Source organism: Azospirillum sp. BE72 (genome assembly GCF_031455875.1).
GTDB lineage: Bacteria > Pseudomonadota > Alphaproteobacteria > Azospirillales > Azospirillaceae > Azospirillum.
In genome coordinates, this window is sequence record NZ_JAVDTO010000023.1 from 1 (window position 1) to 25,210 (window position 25,210).

At 69.4% G+C, this 25,210-nt stretch carries 19 protein-coding genes; 9 read left to right on the forward strand and 10 right to left on the reverse strand.

Annotated elements, in window-relative coordinates:
• Positions 1–237 precede the first annotated feature (237 nt).
• A complete protein-coding gene (locus J2Y49_RS29700) occupies positions 238–1,251 on the forward strand; it encodes an NrtR DNA-binding winged helix domain-containing protein (protein ID WP_310119168.1) in 1,014 nt (337 codons plus the stop codon).
• Positions 1,252–1,378: 127 nt separating this feature from the next.
• Entirely contained in the window at positions 1,379–2,029 is a 651-nt protein-coding gene (locus J2Y49_RS29705) for a response regulator transcription factor (protein WP_149222643.1), read from the forward strand.
• Between the two features lie 69 nt (positions 2,030–2,098).
• On the opposite strand, the gene J2Y49_RS29710 is transcribed toward J2Y49_RS29705, so the two are convergent.
• Positions 2,099–5,596 carry a PAS domain-containing hybrid sensor histidine kinase/response regulator gene (locus tag J2Y49_RS29710; protein ID WP_310119169.1) on the reverse strand — a complete coding sequence of 1,166 codons (3,498 nt, stop codon included), beginning with the start codon at positions 5,594–5,596 and terminating at the stop codon, positions 2,099–2,101.
• A gap of 254 nt (positions 5,597–5,850) precedes the next feature.
• Between J2Y49_RS29710 and J2Y49_RS29715 the strand changes: the two genes are divergently transcribed.
• Positions 5,851–7,032, forward strand: a complete 1,182-nt coding sequence (locus J2Y49_RS29715) for a hypothetical protein (protein ID WP_310119171.1) — start codon at positions 5,851–5,853, stop codon at positions 7,030–7,032.
• Between the two features lie 103 nt (positions 7,033–7,135).
• Here the strand turns inward: J2Y49_RS29715 and J2Y49_RS29720 are convergent, their stop codons facing one another.
• Together J2Y49_RS29720 and J2Y49_RS29725 are read right to left on the reverse strand one after the other, a co-directional pair.
• Positions 7,136–8,851 carry an MFS transporter gene (locus J2Y49_RS29720; RefSeq protein WP_310119172.1) on the reverse strand — a complete coding sequence of 572 codons (1,716 nt, stop codon included), beginning with the start codon at positions 8,849–8,851 and terminating at the stop codon, positions 7,136–7,138.
• Between the two features lie 231 nt (positions 8,852–9,082).
• Positions 9,083–10,150 carry an amino acid ABC transporter substrate-binding protein gene (locus J2Y49_RS29725; RefSeq protein ID WP_310119174.1) on the reverse strand — a complete coding sequence of 356 codons (1,068 nt, stop codon included), beginning with the start codon at positions 10,148–10,150 and terminating at the stop codon, positions 9,083–9,085.
• Positions 10,151–10,258: 108 nt separating this feature from the next.
• On the opposite strand from J2Y49_RS29725, the gene J2Y49_RS29730 reads away from it, so the two are divergent.
• Positions 10,259–13,780 (forward strand): ATP-binding protein, encoded by a 3,522-nt coding sequence (locus J2Y49_RS29730; RefSeq protein ID WP_310119176.1) that lies wholly within the window; start codon positions 10,259–10,261, stop codon positions 13,778–13,780.
• Between the two features lie 11 nt (positions 13,781–13,791).
• On the opposite strand, the gene J2Y49_RS29735 is transcribed toward J2Y49_RS29730, so the two are convergent.
• Positions 13,792–15,213 carry a PLP-dependent aminotransferase family protein gene (locus J2Y49_RS29735; RefSeq protein ID WP_310119177.1) on the reverse strand — a complete coding sequence of 474 codons (1,422 nt, stop codon included), beginning with the start codon at positions 15,211–15,213 and terminating at the stop codon, positions 13,792–13,794.
• A gap of 206 nt (positions 15,214–15,419) precedes the next feature.
• Between J2Y49_RS29735 and J2Y49_RS29740 the strand changes: the two genes are divergently transcribed.
• Entirely contained in the window at positions 15,420–16,115 is a 696-nt protein-coding gene (locus J2Y49_RS29740) for a response regulator (protein ID WP_310119179.1), read from the forward strand.
• Between the two features lie 20 nt (positions 16,116–16,135).
• On the opposite strand, the gene J2Y49_RS29745 is transcribed toward J2Y49_RS29740, so the two are convergent.
• The 3 genes from J2Y49_RS29745 to msrB form a co-directional block, all read right to left on the reverse strand.
• Positions 16,136–16,762, reverse strand: a complete 627-nt coding sequence (locus tag J2Y49_RS29745; protein ID WP_310119180.1) for a hypothetical protein — start codon at positions 16,760–16,762, stop codon at positions 16,136–16,138.
• 13 nt (positions 16,763–16,775) lie between these two features.
• Positions 16,776–17,339 carry a hypothetical protein gene (locus J2Y49_RS29750; RefSeq protein WP_310119181.1) on the reverse strand — a complete coding sequence of 188 codons (564 nt, stop codon included), beginning with the start codon at positions 17,337–17,339 and terminating at the stop codon, positions 16,776–16,778.
• A 241-nt stretch (positions 17,340–17,580) separates the two neighbouring features.
• Positions 17,581–17,997, reverse strand: coding sequence for a peptide-methionine (R)-S-oxide reductase MsrB (gene msrB, locus J2Y49_RS29755; RefSeq protein WP_310119183.1), 417 nt, complete (start codon positions 17,995–17,997; stop codon positions 17,581–17,583).
• A 278-nt stretch (positions 17,998–18,275) separates the two neighbouring features.
• On the opposite strand from msrB, the gene J2Y49_RS29760 reads away from it, so the two are divergent.
• Positions 18,276–19,469 carry a pentapeptide repeat-containing protein gene (locus J2Y49_RS29760; protein WP_310119185.1) on the forward strand — a complete coding sequence of 398 codons (1,194 nt, stop codon included), beginning with the start codon at positions 18,276–18,278 and terminating at the stop codon, positions 19,467–19,469.
• Between the two features lie 30 nt (positions 19,470–19,499).
• Here J2Y49_RS29760 and J2Y49_RS29765 read toward each other — a convergent pair whose 3' ends face one another.
• Positions 19,500–20,495 (reverse strand): BMP family ABC transporter substrate-binding protein, encoded by a 996-nt coding sequence (locus J2Y49_RS29765; RefSeq protein ID WP_310119187.1) that lies wholly within the window; start codon positions 20,493–20,495, stop codon positions 19,500–19,502.
• A gap of 289 nt (positions 20,496–20,784) precedes the next feature.
• Here J2Y49_RS29765 and J2Y49_RS29770 point away from each other — a divergent pair, with 289 nt between their 5' ends.
• From J2Y49_RS29770 to J2Y49_RS29780, 3 genes are all read left to right on the forward strand, one after another.
• On the forward strand, positions 20,785–22,017 hold the full coding sequence (locus J2Y49_RS29770; protein ID WP_310119189.1) for a Bcr/CflA family multidrug efflux MFS transporter: 1,233 nt from the start codon (positions 20,785–20,787) through the stop codon (positions 22,015–22,017).
• A gap of 103 nt (positions 22,018–22,120) precedes the next feature.
• Positions 22,121–23,188 (forward strand): ABC transporter substrate-binding protein, encoded by a 1,068-nt coding sequence (locus J2Y49_RS29775; protein WP_310119191.1) that lies wholly within the window; start codon positions 22,121–22,123, stop codon positions 23,186–23,188.
• A gap of 5 nt (positions 23,189–23,193) precedes the next feature.
• Positions 23,194–23,508 (forward strand): hypothetical protein, encoded by a 315-nt coding sequence (locus J2Y49_RS29780; protein ID WP_310119192.1) that lies wholly within the window; start codon positions 23,194–23,196, stop codon positions 23,506–23,508.
• Positions 23,509–23,524: 16 nt separating this feature from the next.
• On the opposite strand, the gene J2Y49_RS29785 is transcribed toward J2Y49_RS29780, so the two are convergent.
• Together J2Y49_RS29785 and J2Y49_RS29790 are read right to left on the reverse strand one after the other, a co-directional pair.
• The gene (locus J2Y49_RS29785; RefSeq protein ID WP_310119194.1) at positions 23,525–24,565 is read right to left on the reverse strand and encodes a 4-(cytidine 5'-diphospho)-2-C-methyl-D-erythritol kinase; all 1,041 of its coding nucleotides are present in this window, start codon (positions 24,563–24,565) and stop codon (positions 23,525–23,527) included.
• Positions 24,566–24,642: 77 nt separating this feature from the next.
• A complete protein-coding gene (locus J2Y49_RS29790; protein ID WP_310119195.1) occupies positions 24,643–25,203 on the reverse strand; it encodes an alpha/beta fold hydrolase in 561 nt (186 codons plus the stop codon).
• Positions 25,204–25,210: the final 7 nt, after the last annotated feature.

The window sequence follows — 25,210 nt, forward strand, 5'->3', positions numbered from 1 at the left end:
TTCACCGTCTTCGTCCAGCCGGGGAGCCCGGGGGGGGGGGGCGGGCGCGGCCCCGGGGGGGGGGGGGGGGGCGGGCGCCCCCCCCCCCCCCCCCCCCCCCCCCCCCCCCCCCCCCCCCCGGGGGGGGGGGGGGGGGGGGGGGCCCCCCCGCTTCGGAATTTATGCAACGGTCCCGCCGCGCCTCCCCCTCACCCCGACCCTCTCCCCGGGGGGGAGAGGGGGAATCGTGCGCGCGCCGTGACCCAGCCCCTCCAGCTTGGCCTGTCGGTCGCCATCGTTGCGGTGACCGGCGGGACGCCGCGCGTCGTGACGGTGCGCAGCGGCTTCGCCGTGCCGGAAGACCGCCGGCGCGGCGACGAGCCGTTGCCGCATCGCGACGCGCTGCCCGGCGCGCCCTTCGAACCCGACCGTTTCCGCACCCTGCAGGAGGGCGTGCGCGCGGTGGCGGAGGGGCTGTCGGGCCTCGCGTTGCGCTATGTCGAGCAGCTCTACACCTTCGGCGACCGCTACCGCGACCCGCACGAGCTGTTCGGCGGCCCGCGGTCGGTCGTGGTCGGCTATCTCGCCCTGGTCCGCGACGGCCCGCTGGGCGGCGACGCCTCGGCCGAATGGCGCGACCTCTACGACCATTTCCCGTGGGAGGACTGGCGCGACCAGCGCCCGCCGCTGCTGGACGGCGTGATCGTCCCGGCGCTCGGCGGCTGGATAGCTTCGGCCCCCGACGAGGAGACCCGCCTGCGCCGGGCTGAGCGCGCCCAGATGGCCTTCGGGCTGGACGGCGCGGACTGGGACATGGAACGGGTTCTGGAACGGTTCGAACTTCTCTACGAGGCCGGGCTGGTGGTGGAGTCCTTCCGCGACCGCGATCTCGCCGCGCGGGTCGATTCGTCGGTCGGTGTCGGCGGTCCGATGCCGCGGGCGCTCGGCCGGCCGATGGCGCGCGACGGCCGGCGCATCCTGGCCACCGCGCTGGAACGGCTGCGCGGCAAGCTGCGCTATCGCCCCATCGTTTTCGAACTGCTGCCGCCGACCTTCACCCTGCACCAGCTGCAGCTGGTGGTGGAGGCGCTGTCAGGCGAGCGGGTGCACAAGCAGAATTTCCGACGCCTGATGATCTCCGGCGGCTTCGTCGAGCCCACCGGGCGCTATGAAAGCCAGACCGGCGGCCGGCCGGCGGAGTTGTACCGCTTCCGGCGACAGGCCATCCACGAACGCACCAGCGCCGGGGCCATTCCGTCCGCGGACGGATAAGGGTAAAATCTCTCGGAAACGTCGACGCGCGGCATTGGGCGCAGTTGTCAACGGACGGCTGCAAGCGGATACTGCTGGAACGGTTTTAAACCCGGAATGTCCATACCCGGAAAGTCCAAGTAGGCCGATGTCGCACCGCATTCTGATCGCCGACGACCACCCGCTGATGCGAACCGCCCTGACCCAGACCATCGGGCAGGCGATCCCCGGCGCCGTGATCCTGGAGGCGTCGCGATTCGAGCAGATCAAGCCGCTGCTGGACACCGGGGAGCCGCCGGACATCATCCTGCTCGACCTGCACATGCCCGGCATGAGCGGCCTGATCGGGCTGATGATGCTGCGCTCCGAACATCCGGCGATTCCGGTGATCGTGGTGTCTGCGTCGGAGGATCCGGTGACGATCCAGCGCGCCATCGATTATGGCGCCTCCGGCTTCGTCCCGAAATCCGCCCCCAACACCCAGATCGTCGAGGCGATCCACGCCGTTCTCGATGGTGAGCTGTGGCTGCCGGAGATCAACGGCGGCCCCGAGACCGACGCCCCCGATCCCGCCCAGCGCGCCGCCACCCTGACCCCCCAGCAGCTCCGCGTCCTGGCCGGCATCGCCGAGGGCAAGCTGAACAAGCAGATCGCCTATGAGATGAACGTCGCCGAAACGACGGTGAAGGCCCACGTCACCACGATTCTGCGCAAACTGGGCGTGCTGACCCGCACCCAGGCCGCGGTGCTGGCGAGCCAGTTGGCGCTGTCCTCGGCACCGCCGCCGCCGGTGGAGTAGGCAACCCCTGCCCCCTCCCTGTCCCTCTCCCGCGTGAGCGGGGGAGGGACAGGGAGGGGGCACAGTGCGTCAATCGCCCGCCATCCGCTGCCCCTCCGCCAGCAACTGCCCCAGCAGCGCCCGTAGTGCGCCCGGACGCACCGGCTTGTAGAGCAGGCGGCAGCCCGCCGCTTCGATGTCCTCGCGGACGGCGGCGTCGCGGTCGGCGGTGACGACGGCGGCGGGGAGATCGCTGCCCAGCGCGGCCCGCAGGGTTGCCAAGGCCTCCACCCCCGTCAGGCTGCGGTCGAGGTGATAGTCGGTCAGGATCACGTCGGGCGTGCGTCCTCCCAGCTTCGCCAGGGCGAGGTCGGGGGCCGCCGCGGTGACGACGCGGCAGGACCAGCTCGACAGCAGATCCTCGGTGGCGCGGGCGATGGCGGGCTCGTTCTCCAGGCAGAGCACCAGGACGCCGCTCAGGTCGCGGCCGCGCGGGCGGACCACCACGGCACGGGCGGCGACCGGCTCATCGGTCAGCGGAACCAGGACGGAAAAGGCGCTGCCGCGCCCGACCCTGGAGCGCACCTGCACCGTGTGGCCGAGGATGCCGGCCAGACGCTCGACGATGGCGAGGCCGAGGCCAAGCCCCTTGCCGCGGTCGTCGGCATCGTTGTCGAGCTGGCGGAACTCCATGAAGATTTCCGGCACCTTGTGCTCGGGGATGCCGGGGCCGGTGTCCCACACCTCGATGGACAGGAAACTCCCGCGGCGGCGGCAACCCAGCAGGATGCGGCCGGTGCGGGTGTAGCGTACGGCGTTGGCGAGGTAGTTCTGCAGGATGCGCCGCAGCAGCGTCGGGTCGCTGTGCACGATGGCGGAGCAGTCGACCACCCGCAGTCCCAGACCATGGCGGCTCGCCAGGACGGTGAACTCCTCGCCCAGCGGCTTCAGCAGCTCCTCGATCCGCATCGGCACCGGGTTCGGCTTCACCACGCCACTGTCGATCTTGGACACGTCCAGCAGGTCGCCCAGGATCTGCTCCACCGACCGCAGCGAGGCGTCGATCTGGCGGATGGCGCTGTCGCCGTTGCGTTCGGCCAGGGCGGACAGGAACAGGCGGGCGGCGTGCAGCGGTTGCAGCAGGTCGTGGCTGGCGGCGGCGAGGAAGCGGGTCTTGCCGCGATTGGCGCGCTCGGCCTCCGCCTTCGCTTCGGACAGGGCGTGGGTGCGCTCCTCGATGCGGCGCTCCAGCGTCTCATTGGCTTCGCGCAGGGCGGCGGCGGCGCGGTGGCGCTCGGTGACGTCGGTATAGACGGCGACGAAGCCGCCGCCGCCGGGCTTCGGACCCGGCATCGGGTTGGTCGCGATCTCCAGCACCGTGCCGTCGGGACGCACCCGCTCGTAGACGTCGGGCTTGTTGCGTCGGCGCGGGTCGGAACGGCGCTCCAGCAGGGTTTCGATCTCGCCGTTGCGGCCATATTCGCCGCGCCGCGCGATCAGCCCGACGATCTCCTGCAGCGAGGTGCCGACCTGCACGAAGCCGTCGGGCAGGTCCAGCAGCACCAGGAACTGGTTGTTCCAGGTGGCGACGCGCCAATCCTCGTCGAACACGGCGATGCCCTGCGGCACATTCTCCACCGTGGCGCGCAGCAGCTCATGCTGTTTCAGGATGGCGCGCGACGCCTCGTCGATGATGGACCGCGCGTCGGTGCGCGACAGCCGGCGGTCGGACAGCAGCCCGGCCACCACCACGCGGGCGGAGGCGGAGCCGACGGCGCCGGCGAGCAGCCGCTCGGTCAGCTGGATCGCCTCGCCGTCGGTGCGGGTCAGCAGCGCGGTGCGCAGGTCGCCGTCCTCCACCCCGGTGAAGCGGCAGAAAGCGGCGTCGGCGCGGGCCTGCCCGACATAGCGCACCGCGAGATCGTGCAGGTCGGCCAGCGTGGCGCCGCGCGGCCCGGTGGCCTCTCCGTCGGCGGAGCGGCGCAGGCTGATGAAGCGCGCGGCCTGCTGGCGCTCCAGCGTCGACGGCCGGGTCAGCAGCGAGACCAGCACGAACAGCAGGATGTTCGGCCCCAGGCTCCACAGCGCGGCATTGGTCAGCGGATCGATGCCGGCGATGCCGGCCAGCGCCACCGGGCTGAGGCCGGTCAGGCCGAACGGTCCCTCCCGCAAGGCGCTGGAGGCGAGCCATCCCGCGTCGGCGAAGGACGGCAGCAGCATGGTGTAGGCCCAGCCGAGGAAGCCGGCGCAGATGCCGGCGAAGGCGCCGGCGCGGCTGGCGCGGCTCCAGATCAGGCCGCCGAGCAGGGCGGGGGCGAACTGCGCCACCGCGGTGAAGCTCATCATGCCGATGGTCGCCAGCGGGAAGGCCGGGCCGATCAGCCGGTAGCAGCCGTAGGACAGCAGAACCAGCACGATCACCGCCGACCGGCGGATCAGCAGCAGGATCCCCGCCGGGTCGTCGCGCAGCCGCCGGTCGTCGGGGCGCAAAGCCATCAGCAGCGGCACGGCGACGTCGTTGCAGATCATGGTGCTGAGCGCCACCATCTCCACCAGGATCATGCTGGTGGCCGCCGACAGGCCGCCGATGAAGGCGGCCAGCGCCAGCCACGGCCAGCCCTGGCTCAAGGGGATGGAGACCATGAAGGTGTCGGCATTGGTCGTGCCGTCCGGGAACAGCATCAGCCCGGCCAGCGCCACCGGCAGCACGAACAGGTTGATGGCGACCAGATAGGCGGGAAACAGCTTCGCCGACGACCGCACGTCGCCGCCATGGGTGTTCTCCACCACCGCGACATGGAACTGGCGCGGCAGGCACAGGATCGCCAGTGCCGACAGCAGGCAGGCCACCCACCAGTCCGCGCCGATGCTGTCCAGCCGGATCAGGTCGAGGAAGCCGGGATGGTTCGCCGCCGCTTCGAAGAAGGTGGCCGGATCGCCGAAGACCGAATAGGCGATGGCGCCGCCCACCGCCAGCGCCGCCGCCAGCTTCACCACCGATTCCGCGGCGATGGCCATCATCAGGCCGCGGTGGTGTTCGTTGGCCGACACGCTGCGCACGCCGAACAGGATGGCGAAGGCTGCCATCAGCAGCGCCGCCATCAGCGCGGTCCCGCCCGGCATCTGGTTCAGGTCGGTCCCCAGCGACGCCCCGGCCAGAATCTCGAAGCTGACGCTGATCGCCTTCAATTGCAGGGCGATGTAGGGCAGCAGCCCGATCACCGCGGCGACGGTGACGAGTGCCGCCAGGCTGCGGCTCTTGCCATAGCGGGCCGACAGGAAGTCGGAGATGGAGACGACGTTCTCCGATTTCGCCACCCGCACGATGCGGGCCAGCACCGGCCAGCCCAGTCCGATCATCAGGATCGGCCCGATGTAGATCGGCAGGAAGTAGAAGCCTCCGGTCGCCGCCCGCCCCACCGCGCCGTAAAAGGTCCAGGACGTGCAGTAGACGCCGAAGCTCAGCGCATAGAGCCAGGGCGTGCGCCGCTCGGTGCCTTGATCGCCGGTCCGGTCGCCGTACCACGCGATGGCGAACAGCGACAGCAGATAGGCCATCGACGCGGCCAGAATGAACCAGCTTTCCATGGGGCTTTTCGCATCCCGCTTTTGATTTTCTCTCCCTTGGGGCGGCAGCCTATCACAGTGCTCGTGCCGACGCCGCGTCCCCGTTCAGCGCCCACCTTTGGCCGGGCGAAAAAGAGTGGCATCGCCGACGGAGGGGGCAAAGGGGGCCGTCCGACCGCACGCCCGGAGATGCCGGGACACAAGCGGCCTTACGCTGTTCTCCGTGGCGGGCTGCAAAGCCATTGGTCGAACACGCAAGGTTAAGGAGAGTCCGAATGGTATCGGTCAGCGCCGGTTCCCAGACCAGCATCAACACCGACGATCTCGGGGTTACGGGCATCCGGGGCGGCACAGTTGCCGTGGCCACACCCAACCAACTCGTCATCAACTATGCCGACGGCCGCTCCACCGATTTCCGCGGCAATTTCACCTATGACGCCGCCGGCCAGACCTTGACCGGAGGCACCATCTCCAGCGTCACCAACTCCACGAACGGCGTTCCCGGCCTGTCGGTGTCGCAGCTGAACCTGCCGGTCGCGACGGCGCTTGGCTGGGAGGCCGCCGGCACCGATCCCGAAGCGATCCGCGCCGCGCTGCTGGGCGGCAACGACAGCCTCACCGGGTCGGACGTCAACGACACGATCCGCGCCTATGCCGGCGACGACACCATCAACGGCGGCATGGGCGACGATCTGCTTGATGGCGGCAGCGGTGTGAACATCATCGACGGCAGCGACGGGATCGACACGGTCGCCCGCAGCGCGTCGCTCGCCGACAGTGGCGCCGTCAAGCACAACGGCGAGATCTATGTGATCGACGCCGGCGGCTACGACCGGCTGACCAATGTCGAGTTCATCCAGTACACCGACCAGACGGTCGCCAGCGCCACCGCCCCGGTGTTCGACGCGCTGTCCTACCTCGCGGCCAACCCGGATCTCGCCGCCGTCTACAACACCGAAAGCGACTCCGCTTTCGACCATTACCGGTCCTTCGGCTGGAGCGAAGGGCGCGCCCTGACCTTCAACGCCGCCGGCTACCTGGCCGACAACCCCGACCTTGCCGTGGCCTTCGGCACCGACACGGCCGAGGCGACCCGCCACTACATCGAGGTCGGCCGCAACGAGAACCGTCAGGCCGACTTCGACGCCACCAGCTATCTGGCGGCCAATCCGGACCTGATCCAGGCCTTCGGCAACGATCCGACGGCGGCGGCGCTGCATTACGCCACCTATGGCCGGAACGAGGGGCGGAGCCTGGACTTCGACGCCTCCGCCTATCTGGCGCGCTATCCGGACCTGCAGGCCGCCTTCGGCGGCGACCTGCAGGCGGCGACCGCCCATTATGTCGCCCAGGGCTATGAGGAGGGCCGCAGCGCCGCACCGCTCGGCACCAGCACCGGCACGGCCTTCGCATCGGCCGATACCCTGCAGCAGCAGGCGACGCTGTCGATCGCCTGACGGCGGATTGCGGACGGCAAACGGGCGGAGGGTCATCCCCTCCGCCCGTTTCCTTTTGCCTGGCCCTTTTGCCTGACTATGACCTGCTCAGGCGGAACCCTGCTCAATCATGCTGGTAGATGTCCACGTCCTTGGTTTCGCGGACGAACAGCAGGCCGATCACCAGGGTCGCGGCGGCGATGATGATCGGGTACCAGAGGCCGGAGTAGATGTCGCCGGTCGCCGCCACGATGGCGAAGGAGGTGGTCGGCAGGAAGCCGCCGAACCAGCCGTTGCCGATGTGGTAGGGCAGCGACATCGAGGTGTAGCGGATGCGGGTCGGGAACATCTCCACCAGCATCGCGGCGATCGGGCCGTAGACCATCGTCACGTAGATGACCAGGACCGTCAGCAGGGCGACGACCATCACCGTGTCGATGCGGGCCGGATCGGCCTTCGGCGGATAGTTGGCGGTCTTCAGCGCATCGCCCAGCCCCTTGTCGAAGGCGGCGCCGGCGGCCTTGGCGTCGGTCGGCGCGTGCGAGGCGGTCGGGCCGTGGCTGAGCGATACGGTCGTGCTGGCCTGCGGGGCTGCGGTGTAGCTGGGGATGACCGTGCTGCCGACCTTGATCGACGCGACGGTGCCCGCCGGGGCCGCTTCGTTGGTGTAGGGGATGCCGCGCCGGACCAGCGCGCTCTTGGCGATGTCGCAGGAGCTGGTGAACTGGCTGGTGCCGACCGGGTTGAACTGGAACGAGCATTCGTTCGGATCGGCGACCACGACGACCGGCGAGGTCGCGATGGCTTCCTCCAGCGCCGGGTTGGCATAGTGGGTGATGCCCTTGAACAGCGGGAAGTAGGTCAGGCAGGCCAGCAGCAGACCGGCCATAATGATCGGCTTGCGGCCGATCCTGTCGGCCAGCGTGCCGAAGATCACGAAGAAGGGCGTGCCGATCAGCAGCGCCGCCGCGATCATCAGGTTGGCAGCCTGGGCATCGACCTTCAGCGTTTGGGTCAGGAAGAACAGGGCGTAGAACTGGCCCGTGTACCACACCACCGCCTGGCCGGCGACGAGGCCGAACAGGGCGAGCAGCACGATCTTCAGGTTCTTCCATTCACCGAAGGACTCGGTCAGCGGCGCCTTGGAGTGCTTGCCCTCGTCCTTCATCTTCTTGAAGGCGGGCGATTCGTTCAGCATCAGGCGGATCCACACCGAGATGCCGAGCAGCACGATGGAGATCAGGAACGGGATGCGCCAGCCCCAGGCGTTGAAATCCTCCGGCGACATCGACACGCGGCAGCCCAGGATGACCAGCAGCGACAGGAACAGGCCCAGCGTCGCGGTGGTCTGGATCCAGGAGGTGTAGTTGCCGCGGCGGCCGTGCGGCGCATGTTCGGCGACGTAGGTCGCGGCACCGCCATATTCACCGCCCAGCGCCAAGCCCTGCAGCAGGCGCAGGATGATCAGGATGATCGGGGCGGCGATGCCGATGGATGCGTAGTTGGGCAGGATGCCGACGATGAAGGTCGACACGCCCATGATCAGGATGGTGACCAGGAAGGTGTATTTGCGGCCGATCATGTCGCCGAGACGGCCGAAGACCAGGGCGCCGAAGGGCCGGACGGCGAAGCCGGCGGCAAAGGCCATCAGCGCGAAGATGAAGGCCGCGGTCGGGTTGACCCCGGAAAAGAACTGCGCGGCGATGACCGCGCTGAGCGAACCGTAGAGATAGAAGTCGTACCATTCGAAAACGGTCCCGAGCGAGGACGCGAAGATGACTTTCTTCTCCTCGCCCGTCATCGGTCGGACGGCATCGCCCGACGAAGCCGCATAGGCCATGGTCTTCACCCTCCCAAGTGAATAGTCATGCATATCGGTTGGTTTTTAGTGGGCGGCGCATTCCGGTCATATGGACCGATAACCGAGCCCGCTCCTTGGTTTTCCGACCGATAGTGTGCCTAGCAAATTATCCGCGTCACCCCCGACCATGGTCGGGGGTATCAGGTGTTGCGGTATTGGGTTACGTTAGTCCTTTGGACAGGTGCGATGTGTCCGCCCGAACGGTCACGCCTACTGGAATACCGGCGCGTAGAGCAGTCCGCCCTGTGTCCAGGGCCGGTTCGGTCCGCGGTCCAGTTTGTATGGCGACCGGCTGCCCAGATTGCGTTCGAAGATCTCGCCGTAATTCCCGACCTGCACCACCGCCTGATAGGCCCAGTCCGGGCGCAGGCCCGCCTTCGCCGCGACCTCCGGCAGGCCGGACAGCAGGCGCCGCATCTCACTGCCGCCGGTGATCCGCTGGAAATTGGCGTTGGCGCCGGTAACGCCAGCATCCTCGGCCAGGAACAGCGCATAGATGGTCCAGCGCACCGCCGCCATCCACATGCGGTCGGCGTTCGGCGTCAGCGGAGCCAGCGGTTCGCGTGACGGGAGAGGGGCGTCGGCGATCTCCAGCGCCTCCTTCGGCGACTCCAGCATGTGCAGCGCGGTGGTCAGCAGGGCCCGATCGGCGCTGAGTGCCGTGCAGTCGCGGCTGAGGAAGGCCTCCAGCGCATCGGGCCAGCCGGGAAAGCTCCGCAGCTTCCAGGATCGTTTTCCGCCGGCCACGAGCGCCTCCAGTTCGGCCTGGGTGGTGGTTCCGGCCGGGACGCAGACCGTCAGCTCCGTTCCGTCCAACGCCGACCGGCCGTCGGGCAGGCGCCATGCGGCGATCCCCTGCACGTCGTGGAAGACCGGCGGACCGAAATCGACGGCGTAGGTCGCGTCGCGGGTCAGCGTCCAGGAGGTCTGGGCGAAGGAGACGTCGACCTCACCGGCGGCGACTGCGTCGAACTCCTGCGGCTTGGACAGGCGGCGGATCTCCACGGCGTCGGCCTTGCCCAGGACGGCGGCGGCCAGCGCCCGGCACAGATCGACCATGAAGCCGACCGGCCGCCCGTTGTCGTCGTTGGCAGCGAAGCCGGGATTGAAGGACACGCCGCAGCGAACCACCCCCCGCCTCTCGATCTCCGCCAGGACCGGGCGGTCGCCGTTCGGCACGGGCTGCGCGTCCGGCTGCGCCCCGGCGGCGGTTCCGCCAACCGCCGGGACGAGCGCCAGAATCAGTCCCAGCGCGACGGCAACAGGCTTCGGCCCCATCCTTCTCCCCTTATCCTACGGCGCCGCTATGATACGCTGCCCACGGCACCGCGCAAACGATTGGGGGTGTCGGGGCTGGGCGTCTGGACGGGACTGGCGGGATTGGGAATGGCGGGCGGCAGCAAGTCGGAGGCCGGCAGGTCCGAAGCCGGCAAGGCGGGCGTGGTGAGGATCGGCGTCGGCGCGCGTCTGTTCGGCGCGCTCGCCTTCAATGGTTTGGTCGCCTTCCTGATCGGGCTTGGCGCCTATATCGCCTTCGACGGCCTGCATGCCGGAATCACCAAGGTGACGTCGGAGCAGTTTCCGGCCGTGGTCGCCTCCGCCAAGCTGGAGCGCCAGCACCAGCGGATCATGCGGACCCTGGAACAACTGGCCCTGTCGGACGACAATTTCGGCCGCGAAACCATCAAGCAGGGGTTGGCGGACCAGCTGGACGGCTATGACCGGCTGCTGGCGGAGATGGACTCGTCCGATGCCCCCCAGGCAAGGCGGATCGCCGGGCTGAAGCAGCAACGCGACGAGATCCTGCGGCTGCGCGACGCTATCGACCGCGGCGTGACCGCCCGCGTCGCCGCCCGCCGCGCCTTGGCCGACCGGACGCGCGACGTGCGGCGGATGGCCGATGCCCTGGCGGAACCGGGACTGCGCGGGGTCGAGGACGTGGGCGTTCAGCGCTGGCTGGCGATGGCCGAGCGGCTTCTGTTCCTGATCGCGTCGGTCCATCAGGCGGAGAACAGCTTCGCCCTGGCCCGTCTGGCCGACGGCGCGGCGGCGCAACTGGAGAGTCTCGCCGCATCCGTACCGGGAGTGCCTGTCGATGGCGTATCGGACCGGTTGGCCCGGCTGGCCGAGGGCATGCGCGCGGTGGTGGAGGGCGACCGTTCCGTCTTTCGCCAGCGGCAGGCCGAGTTGCAGGCGTCGGAGGCGCTGAACGGGCTGGTCGACCGCGCCAATCAGGTGTCGCTGGTCAACACCGGCCTCAACACCGGCATCTTCGTCGAGCAGACCAAGGCGGCGGAGGAAAGCCGCCAGCAGGTGATCGAGGTATCGACCACCTACACCCGCCTGTTCTTCGCTTCGGTCGGCGTGGTGGTGCTGGGTATGGTGCTGTCGGTGCTGTATGTCCGGCGCAAGGTGCTGGCCCGTCTCTGGGCGGTCAGCGAGGCGATCCGCGACCGCACCGGGGGCGGCAGGGCGGAGGTGCCGGCGACCGGCGCCGACGAGATCGGCGAGCTGGCCCGCGCGCTGCGCTTCTACATCCAGGAGACCGAGGACAAGAGCGAGGCCCTGCGCCGAAACGAGCAATGGCTGCGCACGGTGCTGGAGGCGGCGCCGGTCCCGCTGGTGATCTCCGGCCGCGCCGACGGCCAGATCCGCTTCGTCAACCGCCGCGCCGCCGACCTGTTCGAGGCCGCCGATGCCGGCGAACTGCTGGGCCGGCCGGCCGCCACCGTCTGGTATGTGCCGGCGGTGCGGGAGGAATTTGTCCGCGACGTCTTCGCCAGCGGGCTGGCGCTGGACGTGGAGACGGAGCTGGTGACCCGGACCGGCCGCCGGCTGTGGGGCCTGCTGTCCGGCATCGCCTTCGAATTCCAGGGGGAGGAGGTGTTGCTGAGTTCGGTCGTCGACATCACCCGCCGCCGCGAGGCGGAGGAGCTGCTGCGCCGGACCCAAGCCTTCCTGGACGCCGTGATCGACAATGTGCCGAGCGTGCTCTACGTGCTGGAGGGTGATACCGGGCGGGTCGTGCTGTGGAACCGGGCGGCGGAGGATTGCTTCGGCACCCGCCGCGCCGACATCGAGGACCGCACCCTGGCCGAGGTGCTGGGTCCGGAGACCGGGCGGGCGTTGGCCGGCGGCGATCCCGGCTCCATGCGGTCGCTGGGCGTTGAAGAGCTGGCGTTGGCCCGCAACGGTGAAACTGCGGTCTTCGCCCTGCAGCGCCACCCCTTCGAATGGTCGGGCGACGGCCGCTGCCGCATCATCTGCGTCGCCAACGACGTCACCGCCTCGCGCCGGGCGCGGGAGGAGCTGCGGCAGGCCAAGGAGCGGGCGGAGCGGGCAGACGCCGCCAAGACCGAATTCCTCGCCACCGTCAGCCACGAGATGCGTACGCCGCTGAACGGCATCCTCGGCCTGTGCCGGCTTCTGCTGACCGGGCAGCTGCATGCGGGCGAGCGGCGCTATGCCATGTCGATCATGCGCTGCGGCCACGGGCTGCTCGATCAGGTCAACGACATCCTCGATCTGCGCAAGATCGAAGACGGCAAGCTCGACCTCGATCCTGCGCCCTGCGCCCTGCTGCCGGTGCTGGAAGAGGTCGTTGCGACCGTGGAAGGATTGGCGAACGAGAAGGGGATCGATCTCGACCTCGACATCGCGCCGGAGGTGCCGGAACTGGTGGTGGTGGACCGCCAGCGGCTGCGCCAGATCCTGGTGAACCTCGTCGGCAATGCGGTGAAGTTCACGGAACGCGGCGGGGTGGACTTGCGCGTCGATATCGAACCGGCACCGGAACGTTCCGGGAGCGGAGAGACCGGCGAAATGCTGCGGCTGGCCGTGCGCGACACCGGCATCGGCGTGCCGCCGGAACGCCGGGCCGCCATCTTCGAGAAGCTGGAACAGGCCGATCCCACCATCGCCCGGCGCTTCGGCGGCAGCGGCCTTGGGCTCGCCATCGTGCGGCACCTGCTGGACGCCATGCAGGGCAGCATCCGGGTCGACAGCGCGGTCGGGCTGGGCAGCGTCTTCACCGTCACCATCCCCCTGCAGCTGGTGGAGGAAACCGCCCTGCCGGCGCGGCGGCCCGGCCGGCTCCTGCCGATCAGCCGGGTGCGGTCGCTGGCCCTGCTGCTGGTGGAGGATGACGCAATCAACCGGGAGGTGGCGCTGGGCCTGCTGTCCGACGCCGGCCACCGCATCACCATCGCCGAGACGGGGGAGAAGGCGCTGGAACTGGCGGCCCGGCGGCGTTTCGACGCCGTACTGCTGGACATCCGGCTGCCCGACATCGACGGACCGGAGGTGGCGCGCCGCATCCGGGCCTTCGCGGATGCCGAACGGGCGGCGGTGCCGATCGTCGCGGTGACCGCCAACGTCTTCGCCGCCGACCGCGCCCGCTACATCACCGCCGGCATCGACGCGGTGATCGAAAAGCCGATCTTCCCGGAACGGTTGATGCATCTGCTGTCCAACGCCGTCGCCCCGCGCGGGGATGGCGATGGTGAGGATACAGGCGGCGACGAGGCCGCCGTCGCGATCCCTTCCCGCCCGCTGGTCGTGGAGGAGGACGTGAGCGACGAAATCCTGGAACGCTATATCCGCTCCCTCGGTCCGGCGCGCTTCGCCACCATCCGCGGGCTGCTGCTGGACTCGGCGCAGGAGGGGCTGCCCCGCCTGACCGCCGCCAATACACCCGACGACGAGATCGAAGACATCGCCCATCGTCTGGCCGGGGCCGCCAGCCATTTCGGCCTGACCCGCTTCGTCGGGCTGATGCGGGCGGTCGAGGACGGCATGCGCGAAGGCCGCCGTGTCGAGGCGCAGGAGCTTGCCGCGACCGCGGAATCGGTGTTCGGCCGCGGGCTTGCGGCAATGGATGCGGTGCAGGGGATGCTGCAAGGGGCGTAAACAGCCGGTCCCTAGACGATCGACAGCATCGCCGCCGCCGGTGCGTCCAGCGTATCGGCCAGCGCGCGCAAGCCGCGGGCTGCCTCGTCGCGGCTGCGCGGCATGCACAGCCCCACGCGCACCGCATGGGGCGCGCTGGCGCGGCCCACGGCGAAGGCGTCGGCGCCGGTGACGATCACGCCGCGGCGGCGCGCCTCGCCGACGAAATCCTCGCGCCGCCAGGGCTCCGGCAGCACCAGCCACAGATGCTGTGCCGCCGAACTGCCGTAGACGGTCCCGGCCGGCAGGATGGAGCGGGCAAGCCGCTGGCGCGCCAGATCCTCCTCCCGCTGGGTGGCGACGATGCGGTCGGCGGTGCCGTCCTGAATCCAGCGCGCCACCACCTCCGCCGGCAGGGCTGGGGCGGAATACTGCAGGGCGCGGATGGCCGTCTCGACGCGGGACCGCAACTCCGCCGGCGCGACGACGAAGCCCAGCCGCAGCCCGGCGGCAAGGCTCTTGGACACGCTCGACACATACAGGGTGATGTCGGGGGCCATGGTCTGGATCGGCCGGGCATCCGGCACCATGAAGCCGAACACGTCGTCCTCGATCAGGATCACGCCATAACGCCGGGCGATCTCGGCGATTTCGCGGCGGCGGGCGGCGGGCATCACCACCGCTGTCGGGTTCTGCAGGGTCGGCACCAGATAGACCGCCTTCGGCCCCAGCCGGCGGCAGGCGCTGTCGAAGGCGTCGGGCACCAGCCCATGCTCGTCGATGGCAACCCCTTCCAGGTGATAGCCCTGGGTGGCCGCCAGCGCCTTAGTGCCGATGTTGGTCAGCCGTTCCGCCAGGATGACGTCGCCGGGGCGGGCGACGGCGGCCAGCGCCACCGCCAGCGCGTTCTGCGCCCCGGTCGTCAGCAGCACCGAATCGGCCGTCGCCTGCACCCGGTGCTGGCGCTCCAGCCAGGCGGCGGCGGCGGTGCGGTGGTCGGGCAGCCCGGCATGCGGGCCGTAGCCGATCAGCGTCGCCGCGCGACCGGAACTGCCGATGGCCGCAAGCGTCTGGCCGAAGGCCTGCACCGCGACGGCATGTTCGGGATGGACCGTCGTCATGTTGACGATGGCGGAGCCGGCCCCTGTCTCACCCACGGACGCTTCCCCGGCCGGCGGCCAGCCGAGCGGCAGGGGTGTCGCCGGCGGGCGCTGGCCCTGCACGAAGGTCCCGCGTCCGACTTCGCCGCCGATCAGGCCGCGCTTTTCCGCCTCCGTATAGGCGCGCGTCACCGTGCCCACCGTAACGCCGAGGCGGAAGGCGAGGTCGCGGTGGGTGGGCAGGCGGGTGCCGACCGCCAGCGCGCCCTCCGCGATGTCGTCGGCCAGCGCGTCGGCGATGACGCGGTAGAGCGGGCCGGCGCGGCCCTCCAGGTTCGGGGTCCAATTTGTCATGAGTACAAATGTGGCATTGTCCCCTCGATCTGGCAAGTTCGGCGCGATTGTCCCCATTTGCGGACCCTCGGTGCGCCGCACAATCGGCGGATGCCGCTTGGGAGGACCCGTGTGCTCCACCTTGTATCCGGTTGGCGGAACCGATAGCTTTGGTATGAGGGGCCGGCAGACAATCCGCCGGCCATCGGACTCCGTCACGGGGGACAATGAACACCATCGCGGTGGTCGACGACGATCCCATCACCCGCGAGACCCTGAAGGCCTATCTGGAAGGCGAAGGGTATCGGGTGATGCTGGCGCGCGACGGCGATCAGCTGTCGGCGCTGCTGGCGCGCGGGCGGATCGACCTGCTGCTGCTGGACATCCGGCTTCCCGGCAAGGACGGGCTGGCGGTGACGCGGGAGCTGCGGGCCACCTCCAACATCGGCATCATCCTGATCACCGGCCGTTCCGACCGGATGGACCGGCTGATCGGGCTGGAGCTGGGTGCCGACGACTACATCACCAAGCCGTTCGAACCGCGGGAAATCCTGGCCCGCACCCGCAGCCTCCTGCGCCGCATCGCCAAGCCGACCCGGCCGGCGGGCGGACGGGTGAAGCGGTTCGACGGGTGGGAGCTGCATCTCGACAAGCGCCGACTGCGCGATCCCGGCGGCGAAGATGCGCGGCTGACCTCGGCCGAATTCGAACTGCTGACCGCCTTCGTCGAGAATCCGGGGCGGGTGCTGAGCCGCGACGATCTGCTGGACCTGACGCTGCGTGGCGACTCGGTGCCCTACGACCGCTCCATCGACCGGCTGGTCCGCCGCCTGCGCCGGGTGGTGGAGCCCGACCCCGCCGACCCGACGCGCATCGTCACCGTCCACGGCATGGGGTACATGTTCCAGGCTGTGGTCGACTGATTGCGTCCATCGCGCTCAAGTCAGGATTGGGCGGGCGAGGTCCGGCGCTGCGGACGGGCGGCTGCGGTTTCCTCCTCCGGCTTGCCGGGCTTGCGGAAGGTGCTGAGTTCGGAAATTCGGTTGACCGTCAGCCCGTTCAGGCGGCAGCCGGCGACCTCCAGGATCTCGAAGCCGGCCTTCCGGGGATAACGGGCGGCCACCCGCTCGCGCGCGTCACGTTCGCCGTCGGCGATCAGCAGGAAACGGCGGATGCCGGACCAGCCGCGATGACCGCGCTGGTCGGCAAAGCTGACCGCGGTCGGGTGGAAGCGCACCGCGACCTCCCAGAAGCGGCCGGAGCGGGGCTCGTTCCGGTCGAACACGAAGTAGCGCTGCATGGCGGCACCCTTCTTCTGGTCCAGTTCCAGGATGGCGGCCTGCATGTCGATTTCCGCCTTCTGGACGCGCTTTTCCATGTCCGCATGGTGGTGGGCCAGTTGGGCATAGTCGGAGGCGACGTCCGCGACCTCCCTGGTCACGTCGTCCACCTTCTCCTTCAGCTTGGACATGGCGACCCGGGTCAGGGTCAGCTGGCGGCGCCAGTAGCGGTTGGACAGGACGGTCAGCACCATCAGGCCAAGCGCGAAATACAGCATCATGCCGGTCATCAAGCCGTTCCCATCATGCTGCGGTCGCCTCGGCCTCGGGATCGGGGGCCAGCGCCAGCGGCACCACCGGCGAACTGATCAGGCCGTTGCGCTGGGAAAAGCTGGTCCGCACGGTGCCGTGCGCCTGTTCGGCCGACGGCGCCGTGATGTGCGCGACGTTGCGGTATTCCCAGATCTGGCGCGAGAAGACGATGTCCTTGCGATCCAGCTCGTTGAAATTGGGGCCGACCGCCAACTGCGCCCAGTAGACGTCGCCGTCGGAGTCCTGGTCGCCCAGTTCGTGCACCAGTTCGATCTTGGAGAATTCCAGCGCCCGCAACTCCGTCAGCGCCTTCTGGCGGCGGCCGTTGAATTCGGTCAGGCGGGCTTGCAGGGTGGTGACGTCGACGCGCTTGCGCTCCGTCTTCTGGCGCCATTCGGCCAGCGCGGCGCGCTTCTTGTCGTATTGTCTCTGGTTCATCGCCTCGCGCGCCTTTTCGGCGCTGACGCGGCCGACATCGACCACGATCGACAGACCAAGCGCGGCGGCGCTGGTGATCAGAAGCAGCATCCCCAGGAACTCGGCCGAAATGACCATTCGCCCTCCGCCAGCTGCACCGAATGCCCGCGCCGCTTCGACGACGCATGGTGCCATGGACGGCGGAGGGTCGCGATGCCCTCGCGACAACCCGCCGCACGGGGGCTGATCATACCATCGCGCTCTGTGCCAAGGTTGTCATTTTTAACTCAATTAGGGGTAAACCCGCCTTTTTTGGGAGGGTTTATGACCAGACGCCGATCAGGCAAAGGACTCCGGCGCCCGGTCATAGTTCCGTGGGTCAGCCGGACTTTTCCGAGGGCACGAAAGTCATGGCGACACCGTTCATGCAGTAGCGCTTCCCTGTCGGCTGCGGCCCGTCATCGAAGACATGGCCGAGATGGCCTTTGCAGCTGGCGCAATGAACCTCGGTCCGCGGATAGGCCAGCTTGTAGTCGGTGGAGGTCTCCACCGCTCCGGGAATCGGCTCCCAGAAGCTGGGCCAGCCGGACCCGCTCTCGTATTTGGTGTCGCTGGCATAAAGGGGTTGCCCGCAGCCGGCGCAGCGGTAGACGCCCCGGCGCTTCTCGTCGTTGAGCGGGCTGGTGCCGGGATACTCGGTCGCGTGTTCGCGCAGAACCTTGAACTGATTGGGCGACAGCTCCTGCTTCCAGTCCTGTTCGCTTTTGGCCGTGTTGGCCTTGTCCGATTCGGGCATGCCGCCGGTCTCCGCTGGTGGTGGTCGGTGTTCGAGACCCACTATATTGGTCGGATTTGCCGCCGGCCCAAGCGGGTCGGAAGAGCGATCACGCGGCTGTGACGGCGGCGGTTCTATATCGGACCGGATCTGAGGCTGCGACAAAAGATTCTTGCCGGTCTGGCGAAGGTTCGAGGGGACATGCCTTCCGAAACTAAATCGGTTTCGGTAACATCCCGGTTGCCAACAGTTCGGGACAGCGTGTCCGGGACGGCAATGCCGGGGCATCGACGCGCCGCATGACGGATGAACGCTACCTTCGGGCGGTTCGCGACGCGTTGGTGCGGCACCAGCAATGGCTGCTGCGCGACCCGGCCGGACGGGGGCGCCGCGCCAATCTCAGCTTTTACGATCTGGCCGGGCTGGGCCTCAACCGCGTCAACCTGTCGGGCGCCAAGCTGACGGGTGCCAGCCTGGCGCGGGCGCGGATGGTCGGCACCGTGCTGTCGAAGGCCGATCTCTACGGCGCCGACCTGTCGAAGGCCGATTTGACCGGCGCGCAGCTGCAGGGCGCCGATCTGCGCGGGGCCAGGGTCGATGGCGCGAAGCTGCAGAACGCCAACCTCCAGGGCGCCGACCTGCGCCGCGGCATGGTGCTGGACGCGGGCGAGTTCCGGGCGGCCGGCAACAGCGACGGCACCACGACCTTCGTCGGCTGCAGCCTGACCAAGGCGATCCTGACCGATTGCCGGATGGCGCAGTGCGATTTCAGCGGCAGCGACCTGTCCGGTGCCGATTTCAGCGGCAGCGACCTCAGCGGCGCCATCCTGATCGGGGCGGATCTCACCGGGGCCACCATGCGCAAGGCGACGCTGGACGGCGTGCTGATGTGCGGCGCCCGCCTGCATGAGGAGTTGCGGGTGGCGCTGGAGCGGCACGGCGTCGATGTGGACGGAACCGGCCTGACCACCACCGCGGCGCGGATGACCGACCTGATCGCCGAGCATCAGATCTGGGTGGAGAAGCTGGGCAAGGGCGGCGAGCGCATCCAACTGCAGCGCATCGACCTGCGCGGCTACAATTTCGCCAACCAGCTGCTGTGCGGGGCGGTGATGCGTTTCTCCGGGCTGCGCGGGGCGGACTTCTCCGGCGCAAAGCTGATGATGGCCGACCTGTCCTACAGCGACCTGCGCGATGCGGATTTCACCAGCGCCGACCTGTCCGGCTGCAACCTGGAAGGCGCCAATCTGGCCGGCGCCAAGCTGTGGCGGGCCAAGTTCCGCAAGGTCGACCTCAGCGGCGACGGCAGCCGCCTGTGGCCGACCAGCTTCGCCAAGGCGCGGCTGACCGGCGCCGACCTGCGCGACGCCAGCCTTGCCGGGGTGGTGCTGCGCGGCACCGACCTGACCGCGATCAAGACCAGTTTCGCCACGCTGAAGGGGGCCGACCTGTCCGCCGCCCTCGGTTGGCAGCCTTGCGAGGCGCCGGCCTGAGCCTGCCCCGACTTCGGATCGACCGCGGGTTCAACTGCCGTCCGCCACGGGAATCCAGCCGGCGACGATGGCCCGGCGGGCCGCCTCGGCCGCGTCCAGCATGGCGGGGGTCAGAAGCTCCCGGTTGTTTTCGTCCAGCGTGTAATCGACCGCTCCCTCCGCCAGCCCCAGCGCCACCGTGCCGGCGCTCCATCGCCCCTGGAGCGCCGCCTGGAAGGTCGAGTCCACCGCCAGATCCACCCGCTTCAGCATGGAGGTGAGGATGGAGCCGGGATACAGGTAGTTCTGGTTGCTGTCGACGCCGATGGCCAGCCGGCGCGCCTCGTTCGCCGCGGCGAAGATGCCGAAGTTCGACACGCCCGCCCCGGCGAAGACCACGTCGGCCCCGCGCTGGAACTGGCTGCGCGCCACTTCCGCGCCGGCGGTGGGGTCGTTGAAGGCGGCGGGCGTGGTGCCGACGAAGTTCACCACCACCCGGATGTCGCCGCGGGCATGGCGCGCCCCTTGTTCGAAGCCGGCGATGAATTTGCGGATCAGCGGGATGTCCAGCGCGCCGACGAAGCCGACGGTCCCGGTCTTGGACGCCAGCGCCGCCAGCACGCCGACCAAGAAGGCGCCCTCCTGCTCCTTGAAGGTGACGCAGCGGAGGTTCGGCGCCTCCGCCACCGCATCGACCAGGGTGAAGCGCACCGCCGGGTGTGCCGGGGCCAGCCGGGCCAGCGGCGTCGCATAGTAGAAGCCGATGGCGACAAGATCGGTCACGCCCCGCCGCAACAGCGAAGCCACACCCTGGTCGAACTGCGCCGGATTGGACGGCAGGTATTCGACCACCGGAATGCCGCTGGCCGCCTTGAACCGTTCCGCGCCGGCGAAGGCGCCCTCGTTGAAGCTCTTGTCGAACTTCTGGCCCGCCGCATAGACCAGCCCCGGCCGGATGGCGGCCGCCTGCGATTGCTGCGGCAGCAGGACCAGGGTGGCCCCGGCGGCGACGCGGGACAGGACCGACCGGCGGTTGGGGTGCTGCATGGCACAGCCTCCGACTGGGTGGAAAACCCGGTACTCGACCTCAATTCTAGCCATGGCTCCGTTGACGGAACCAGAATTTTGTTGCGCCGCAAGCCGCGGCTGAATGGTCGGATCCCTGGATCGGGCGACAAACCGGCGAAAGCCTGGATTGTCGCGGGTCAGGCTCATCGCACGCCCATCAGGGCAGCCATGACGAGACGGGACTTTGCGCAAGGCGGGTGACGGATCAGCTTAAAGGCTGCGGACTCCGTCCGGCCGATTCCCCACCCCTTCTTATTCGGATTTCCTGATGCTCGCGCGCCTTGCCGCCGTCCGTTCCCGTTTGCCTGCCGAAAGCCCCTTCTTCATCGCGGCGCTTGGCGTGCTGATGTCGTTCGGCCCGATGGGCACCGACATGTATCTGCCCGGCATGCCGCAAATCGGGCGCGATCTGCATGCGCCGCAGGATCAGGTGCAATGGACGCTGTCGGCCTTCTTCCTGGGCTTCGGCGTCGGGCAGCTGCTGTGGGGGGCATTGAGCGACCGGTTCGGCCGGCGGATCCCGGTGGCGACCGGCATCCTGCTTTATGCCGTGGGCTGCGTCGGCTGTTCGCTGACGACCGATGTCGGCCATCTGGCGGCCTGGCGGTTCGTGCAGGCGGTGGGGGCCTGCGCCGGGCCGGTGCTGGTCCGTGCGATGATCCGCGACGTGTTCGAACGCGACCGCGCCGCCAGCGTGCTGTCGATGATGATGCTGGTGATGGGCGCCGCCCCGATCATCGCCCCGCTGATCGGCGGGCAGATCCTGATCTGGGCGAACTGGCGCTGGATCTTCTGGGCGCAGGCGGCCTTCGGCATCATCGCCATGCTGGCGCTCGCCACCCTGCCGGAAACCCACCCCGAGACGCGGCGTACCAGCCTGCGCCCGATGGTGCTGGCGGAGTCCTATCGCACGCTGCTGACCAACCGCCGCTACCTCGGCTATGCCGTGGGATCGTCCTTCATCTATGCGGGGATGTTCGCCTTCATCTCCGGCTCGCCCTTCGTCTACATCGAGCTGTTCGGCGTGCAGCCGGAGAATTACGGTTTCCTGTTCGGACTGAACATCGTCGGCATGATCATCGTCAACACGCTGAACAGCCGCGCCGTGATGCGCTTCGGGTCTGACGTCATGCTGCGGACCGGCGTCTGGCTGTCGGCGGCGAGCGGCATTCTGCTGGTCGCTGTCGTGGCGAGCGGCTGGGGGGGCTTGTGGGGGCTGGTCGGCTGCCTGTTCCTGTTCATGTCGCTGACCGGGTTCTGTTTCGCCAACTCCATGGCCGGGGCGCTGCAGTCCTTCCCGCAGATGGCCGGTACCGCATCGGCGCTCGCGGGCATGCTGCAGTTCAGCATCGGCGCGGCATCGGGCTGGGCGGTCGGGCTGATGGCCAACGGCACCGCCTTGCCGATGGCAGCGGTGATCGGCGGCGCGGCCTTGGTCAGCCTTGCGCTGAACCTGTGGCTGATCCGGCCCGTCCGTCGCCGGCAGCATGGCGAACAGTAAAACAAGATATCGTTGTTGAATGCCGGAATGTGTCATCTGGGGATGTTGTGAATTGAGTTTCCCGGCCGGGCGGGCTAGCTTTGCCCGGCAAAGGGAGACAGCAATGCCGACGACCAGCCGTTCCAACACCACCCTTCCCATCGCCCGCCGCCGGCTGCTGGCCGGTGCCGCCGCATTGGGCGCGTTCGCCGCCGGTGCCGCCGCGTCGCTGCCGCTTCCGGCCTTCGCCGCGACCAGCTTGCGCGTCGGCTATATCCCGATCATCCCCATGACCCAGCTCTATGTGCTGACGGGGGAGGGATGGGCGAAGGATGCCGGACTGACCCTGCAGACCACCGGCTTCCAGTCGGGTCCGGCGATGATCCAGGCGCTGGCGTCGGGGACGCTGGACGTCGCCTATGTCGGAATCGGCCCGGCGATGATCGCCCGGTCGAAGGGCGTTAAGCTGAAGGTCGTCGCCGCCAACGTCATCGATCAGGTGGCGCTGATCGGCGGCGGTCCGCTGGCCAAGGCGATGGCCGGTGCCGCCAGCCCGGCGGAGGGGATCAAGGCCTTCCGCGCGGCCAACGGCCGGCGGCCCAAGATCGGCTCGCTGCCGGCCGGTTCGGTGCCCGACACGGTGCTGCGCTATTGGATGGCGGAAGTCGCCCGGATCGGTGCGGACGATGTCGAGATCGTCGGCATGGGCGAGCAGCCTCTGCAGCAGGCGCTGCTGACCGGCGCGATCGACGGCGCCTCGATCCTGGAGCCGATCCTGACGCTGGTGCAGTCGCGCCTGCAGGATGCCGCCATCATCGCCAAGGCCGGCACCATGTTCCCCAAGCAGCCGGGCGCCGTCCTGGCGGTGACGGAGGATGCCATCGCCAACAACCGCGCCGCCGTCGCCGATCTGGTCAAGCTGCACATCCGCGCCACCGCCTTCGCCAAGTCCAACCCCGACCGCACGGCGGAGCTGGTGACGGAGATCATCGGCAAGGGGCTGGTCGAGCGCGACGTGATGCGGGCGGCGCTGACCTCCGACGCGACGACCTTCGTCGACGACCCCAGGGTGATCCTGGACTCCACCAAGCGGATGCAGGCGTTTCAGCAGACGTTGGGCCAGATCACCGAGCCGGTCGACGTGGACGCGCTGTTCGACCTGTCCTTCCACGACGCCGCCATGGGGAAATGACCGCCATGACCCCGCACCCGAACGGCCCCCTGCGTCTGGTCATCCATGCTCCCACCCCGGCGGCGCTGGAGCGGGCACGGAACAATGCCCGCAACCTGCTGAAGGCGCGGGCGGACGCCGAGGTGCGGATCGCGGTGAATGCCGGTGCGGTGGCAGCGGCGCTGGATGCCCCGGATGCGGAGACCGACCGGCTTCTGCGCGTCTGCGGCAACACGCTGGCGAAGACCGGCCGGTCGGCGGAGGGGCTGACGGTGGTCCCCGCCGGCGTCCTCGACATCGCCGAGGCGCAGGCGGAGGGCTGGGGCTACATGCGGGCCTGAGCCGCATCGCCCCCGGTCAGCCGACTCCCCAGCCGCCGGTGTCGGGGAAGGGAGCGGTCGGCGGCGGGACGGCGGCAACGGGATCGGCGACGATGTCGCGCGGCAGGGCCGGGGCGTCGGGCGGGGTGGGGCGCAGACGTGTCGGTTTGACCCACCAGCCCTGCTCCGCCGCGGCGATGGCCTTCGCCGCGGCCTCCGCCTGCTGCGCCGTGGCATAGAGGCCGAAGCAGGTGGCGCCGCTGCCCGACAGGCGGGGGAGCAGGCAGCCGGCGCTGCGCTCCAGCGCCGCCAGCACGTCGGCGATCACCGGGGCGACCGTCAGGGCCGGGGCGGTGAGGTCGTTGGTCCGCTCCAGCAGCAGCGCTGCCAGATCACGGGCGTCCGCCGGCTTGCGGGTGAAGCGGGCAGGCGCGGAGAATCCGGCGCCATTCGCCGCCCTTGCGGCGGCCATCGCCTTGAACACCGCCGGCGTCGGCACCGGCACGTTCGGGTTGACCAGCACCACATGGGTTTCCGGCAACTCCGGCGCCTCGTCCAGCACGTCGCCGATGCCGCCGAAATAGCAGCTGCGCCCGGCGACGCAGACCGGCACGTCGGCGCCCAGCCCGGCGGCCACCGCGAACAGCGCCGGATCGTCGGCCGCCACCCCCCACAGGCGAGCCAACGCCCGCAGGCAGGCGGCGGCGTCGGCCGACCCGCCGCCGATGCCGGACGCCACCGGTAGCGCCTTGGTCAGCGCGATCATCACGTCGGCCTGGCGTCTTAGCCGGGCAGCCAGCGCATGGGCGGCGCGGATCACCAGATTATCGGCCGGGTTCTCGCCCATCAGCACCGGGCCGAAGGGGCCGGCGATGGCCAGCCGCGGCCCTGCCGGCGGCAGGTCGGCGCCACGCAGCGCCACCCGCGCGGCACCCGCGGTCAGGGTGATGACGTCGCCGAACTCGGCGAAGGCAACGAGGCTGTCCAGCTCGTGATAGCCGTCGGCGAGCCGGCCGGTGACGTGCAGGTACAGGTTCAGCTTGGCCGGGGCGGCCTCGACGATGGGAATGCCGGTCATAAGCTCCAATCCGCTGGCGGGCGCGCGACGACGCGCCCTGTGTCGCACCCTTGCCCCCGCAGCGGCAAGGGGTTGCTTCACAGCTGCGCCAGCAGGTCCTTCAGCAGAGTCTCGCCCATCGGCCAGGGGCCGTGGCCGCTGTCGTCGTTGATGTGGCCGACCTCGCCCGCATCGATGAAGTCGGCGCCCCACAGGGCGGCAAAGCCGCAGGCGCGGGCGGCGGCGCAGTAGGGATCGTTGCGGCTGCCGACCATGACCGCGGTGAAGGGCAGCGGGTCGGTCGGCACCGGCGCGAAGCGGCGGACCACCGCCGGCACGCGATCCGGCGACTCGACGTCGGGTGGGGCGACGAGCAGGGCCGCCGCCACCTTGTCGGCGGCGTCGGATGTCGCTGCCCAGCGCGCGACCAGGATGCAGGCCAGACTGTGCGCCACCAGAACCACCGGTCCCGGTGCTGCGAGGGCTGCGGCGCGGACCGCCGCGTCGAGCCGCTCCACCCACCGCTCCGGCTCCGGCGCGTCCCAGTGGCCGAGGTCGACGCGGTTCAGCGCCGGCAGCCTGCTTTCCAGCCATGTCTGCCAATGCCCCGGTCCGGAATTGCCCAGGCCGGGAAGAACCAGAACGGTCGGCTGCGTCATTCTTTCA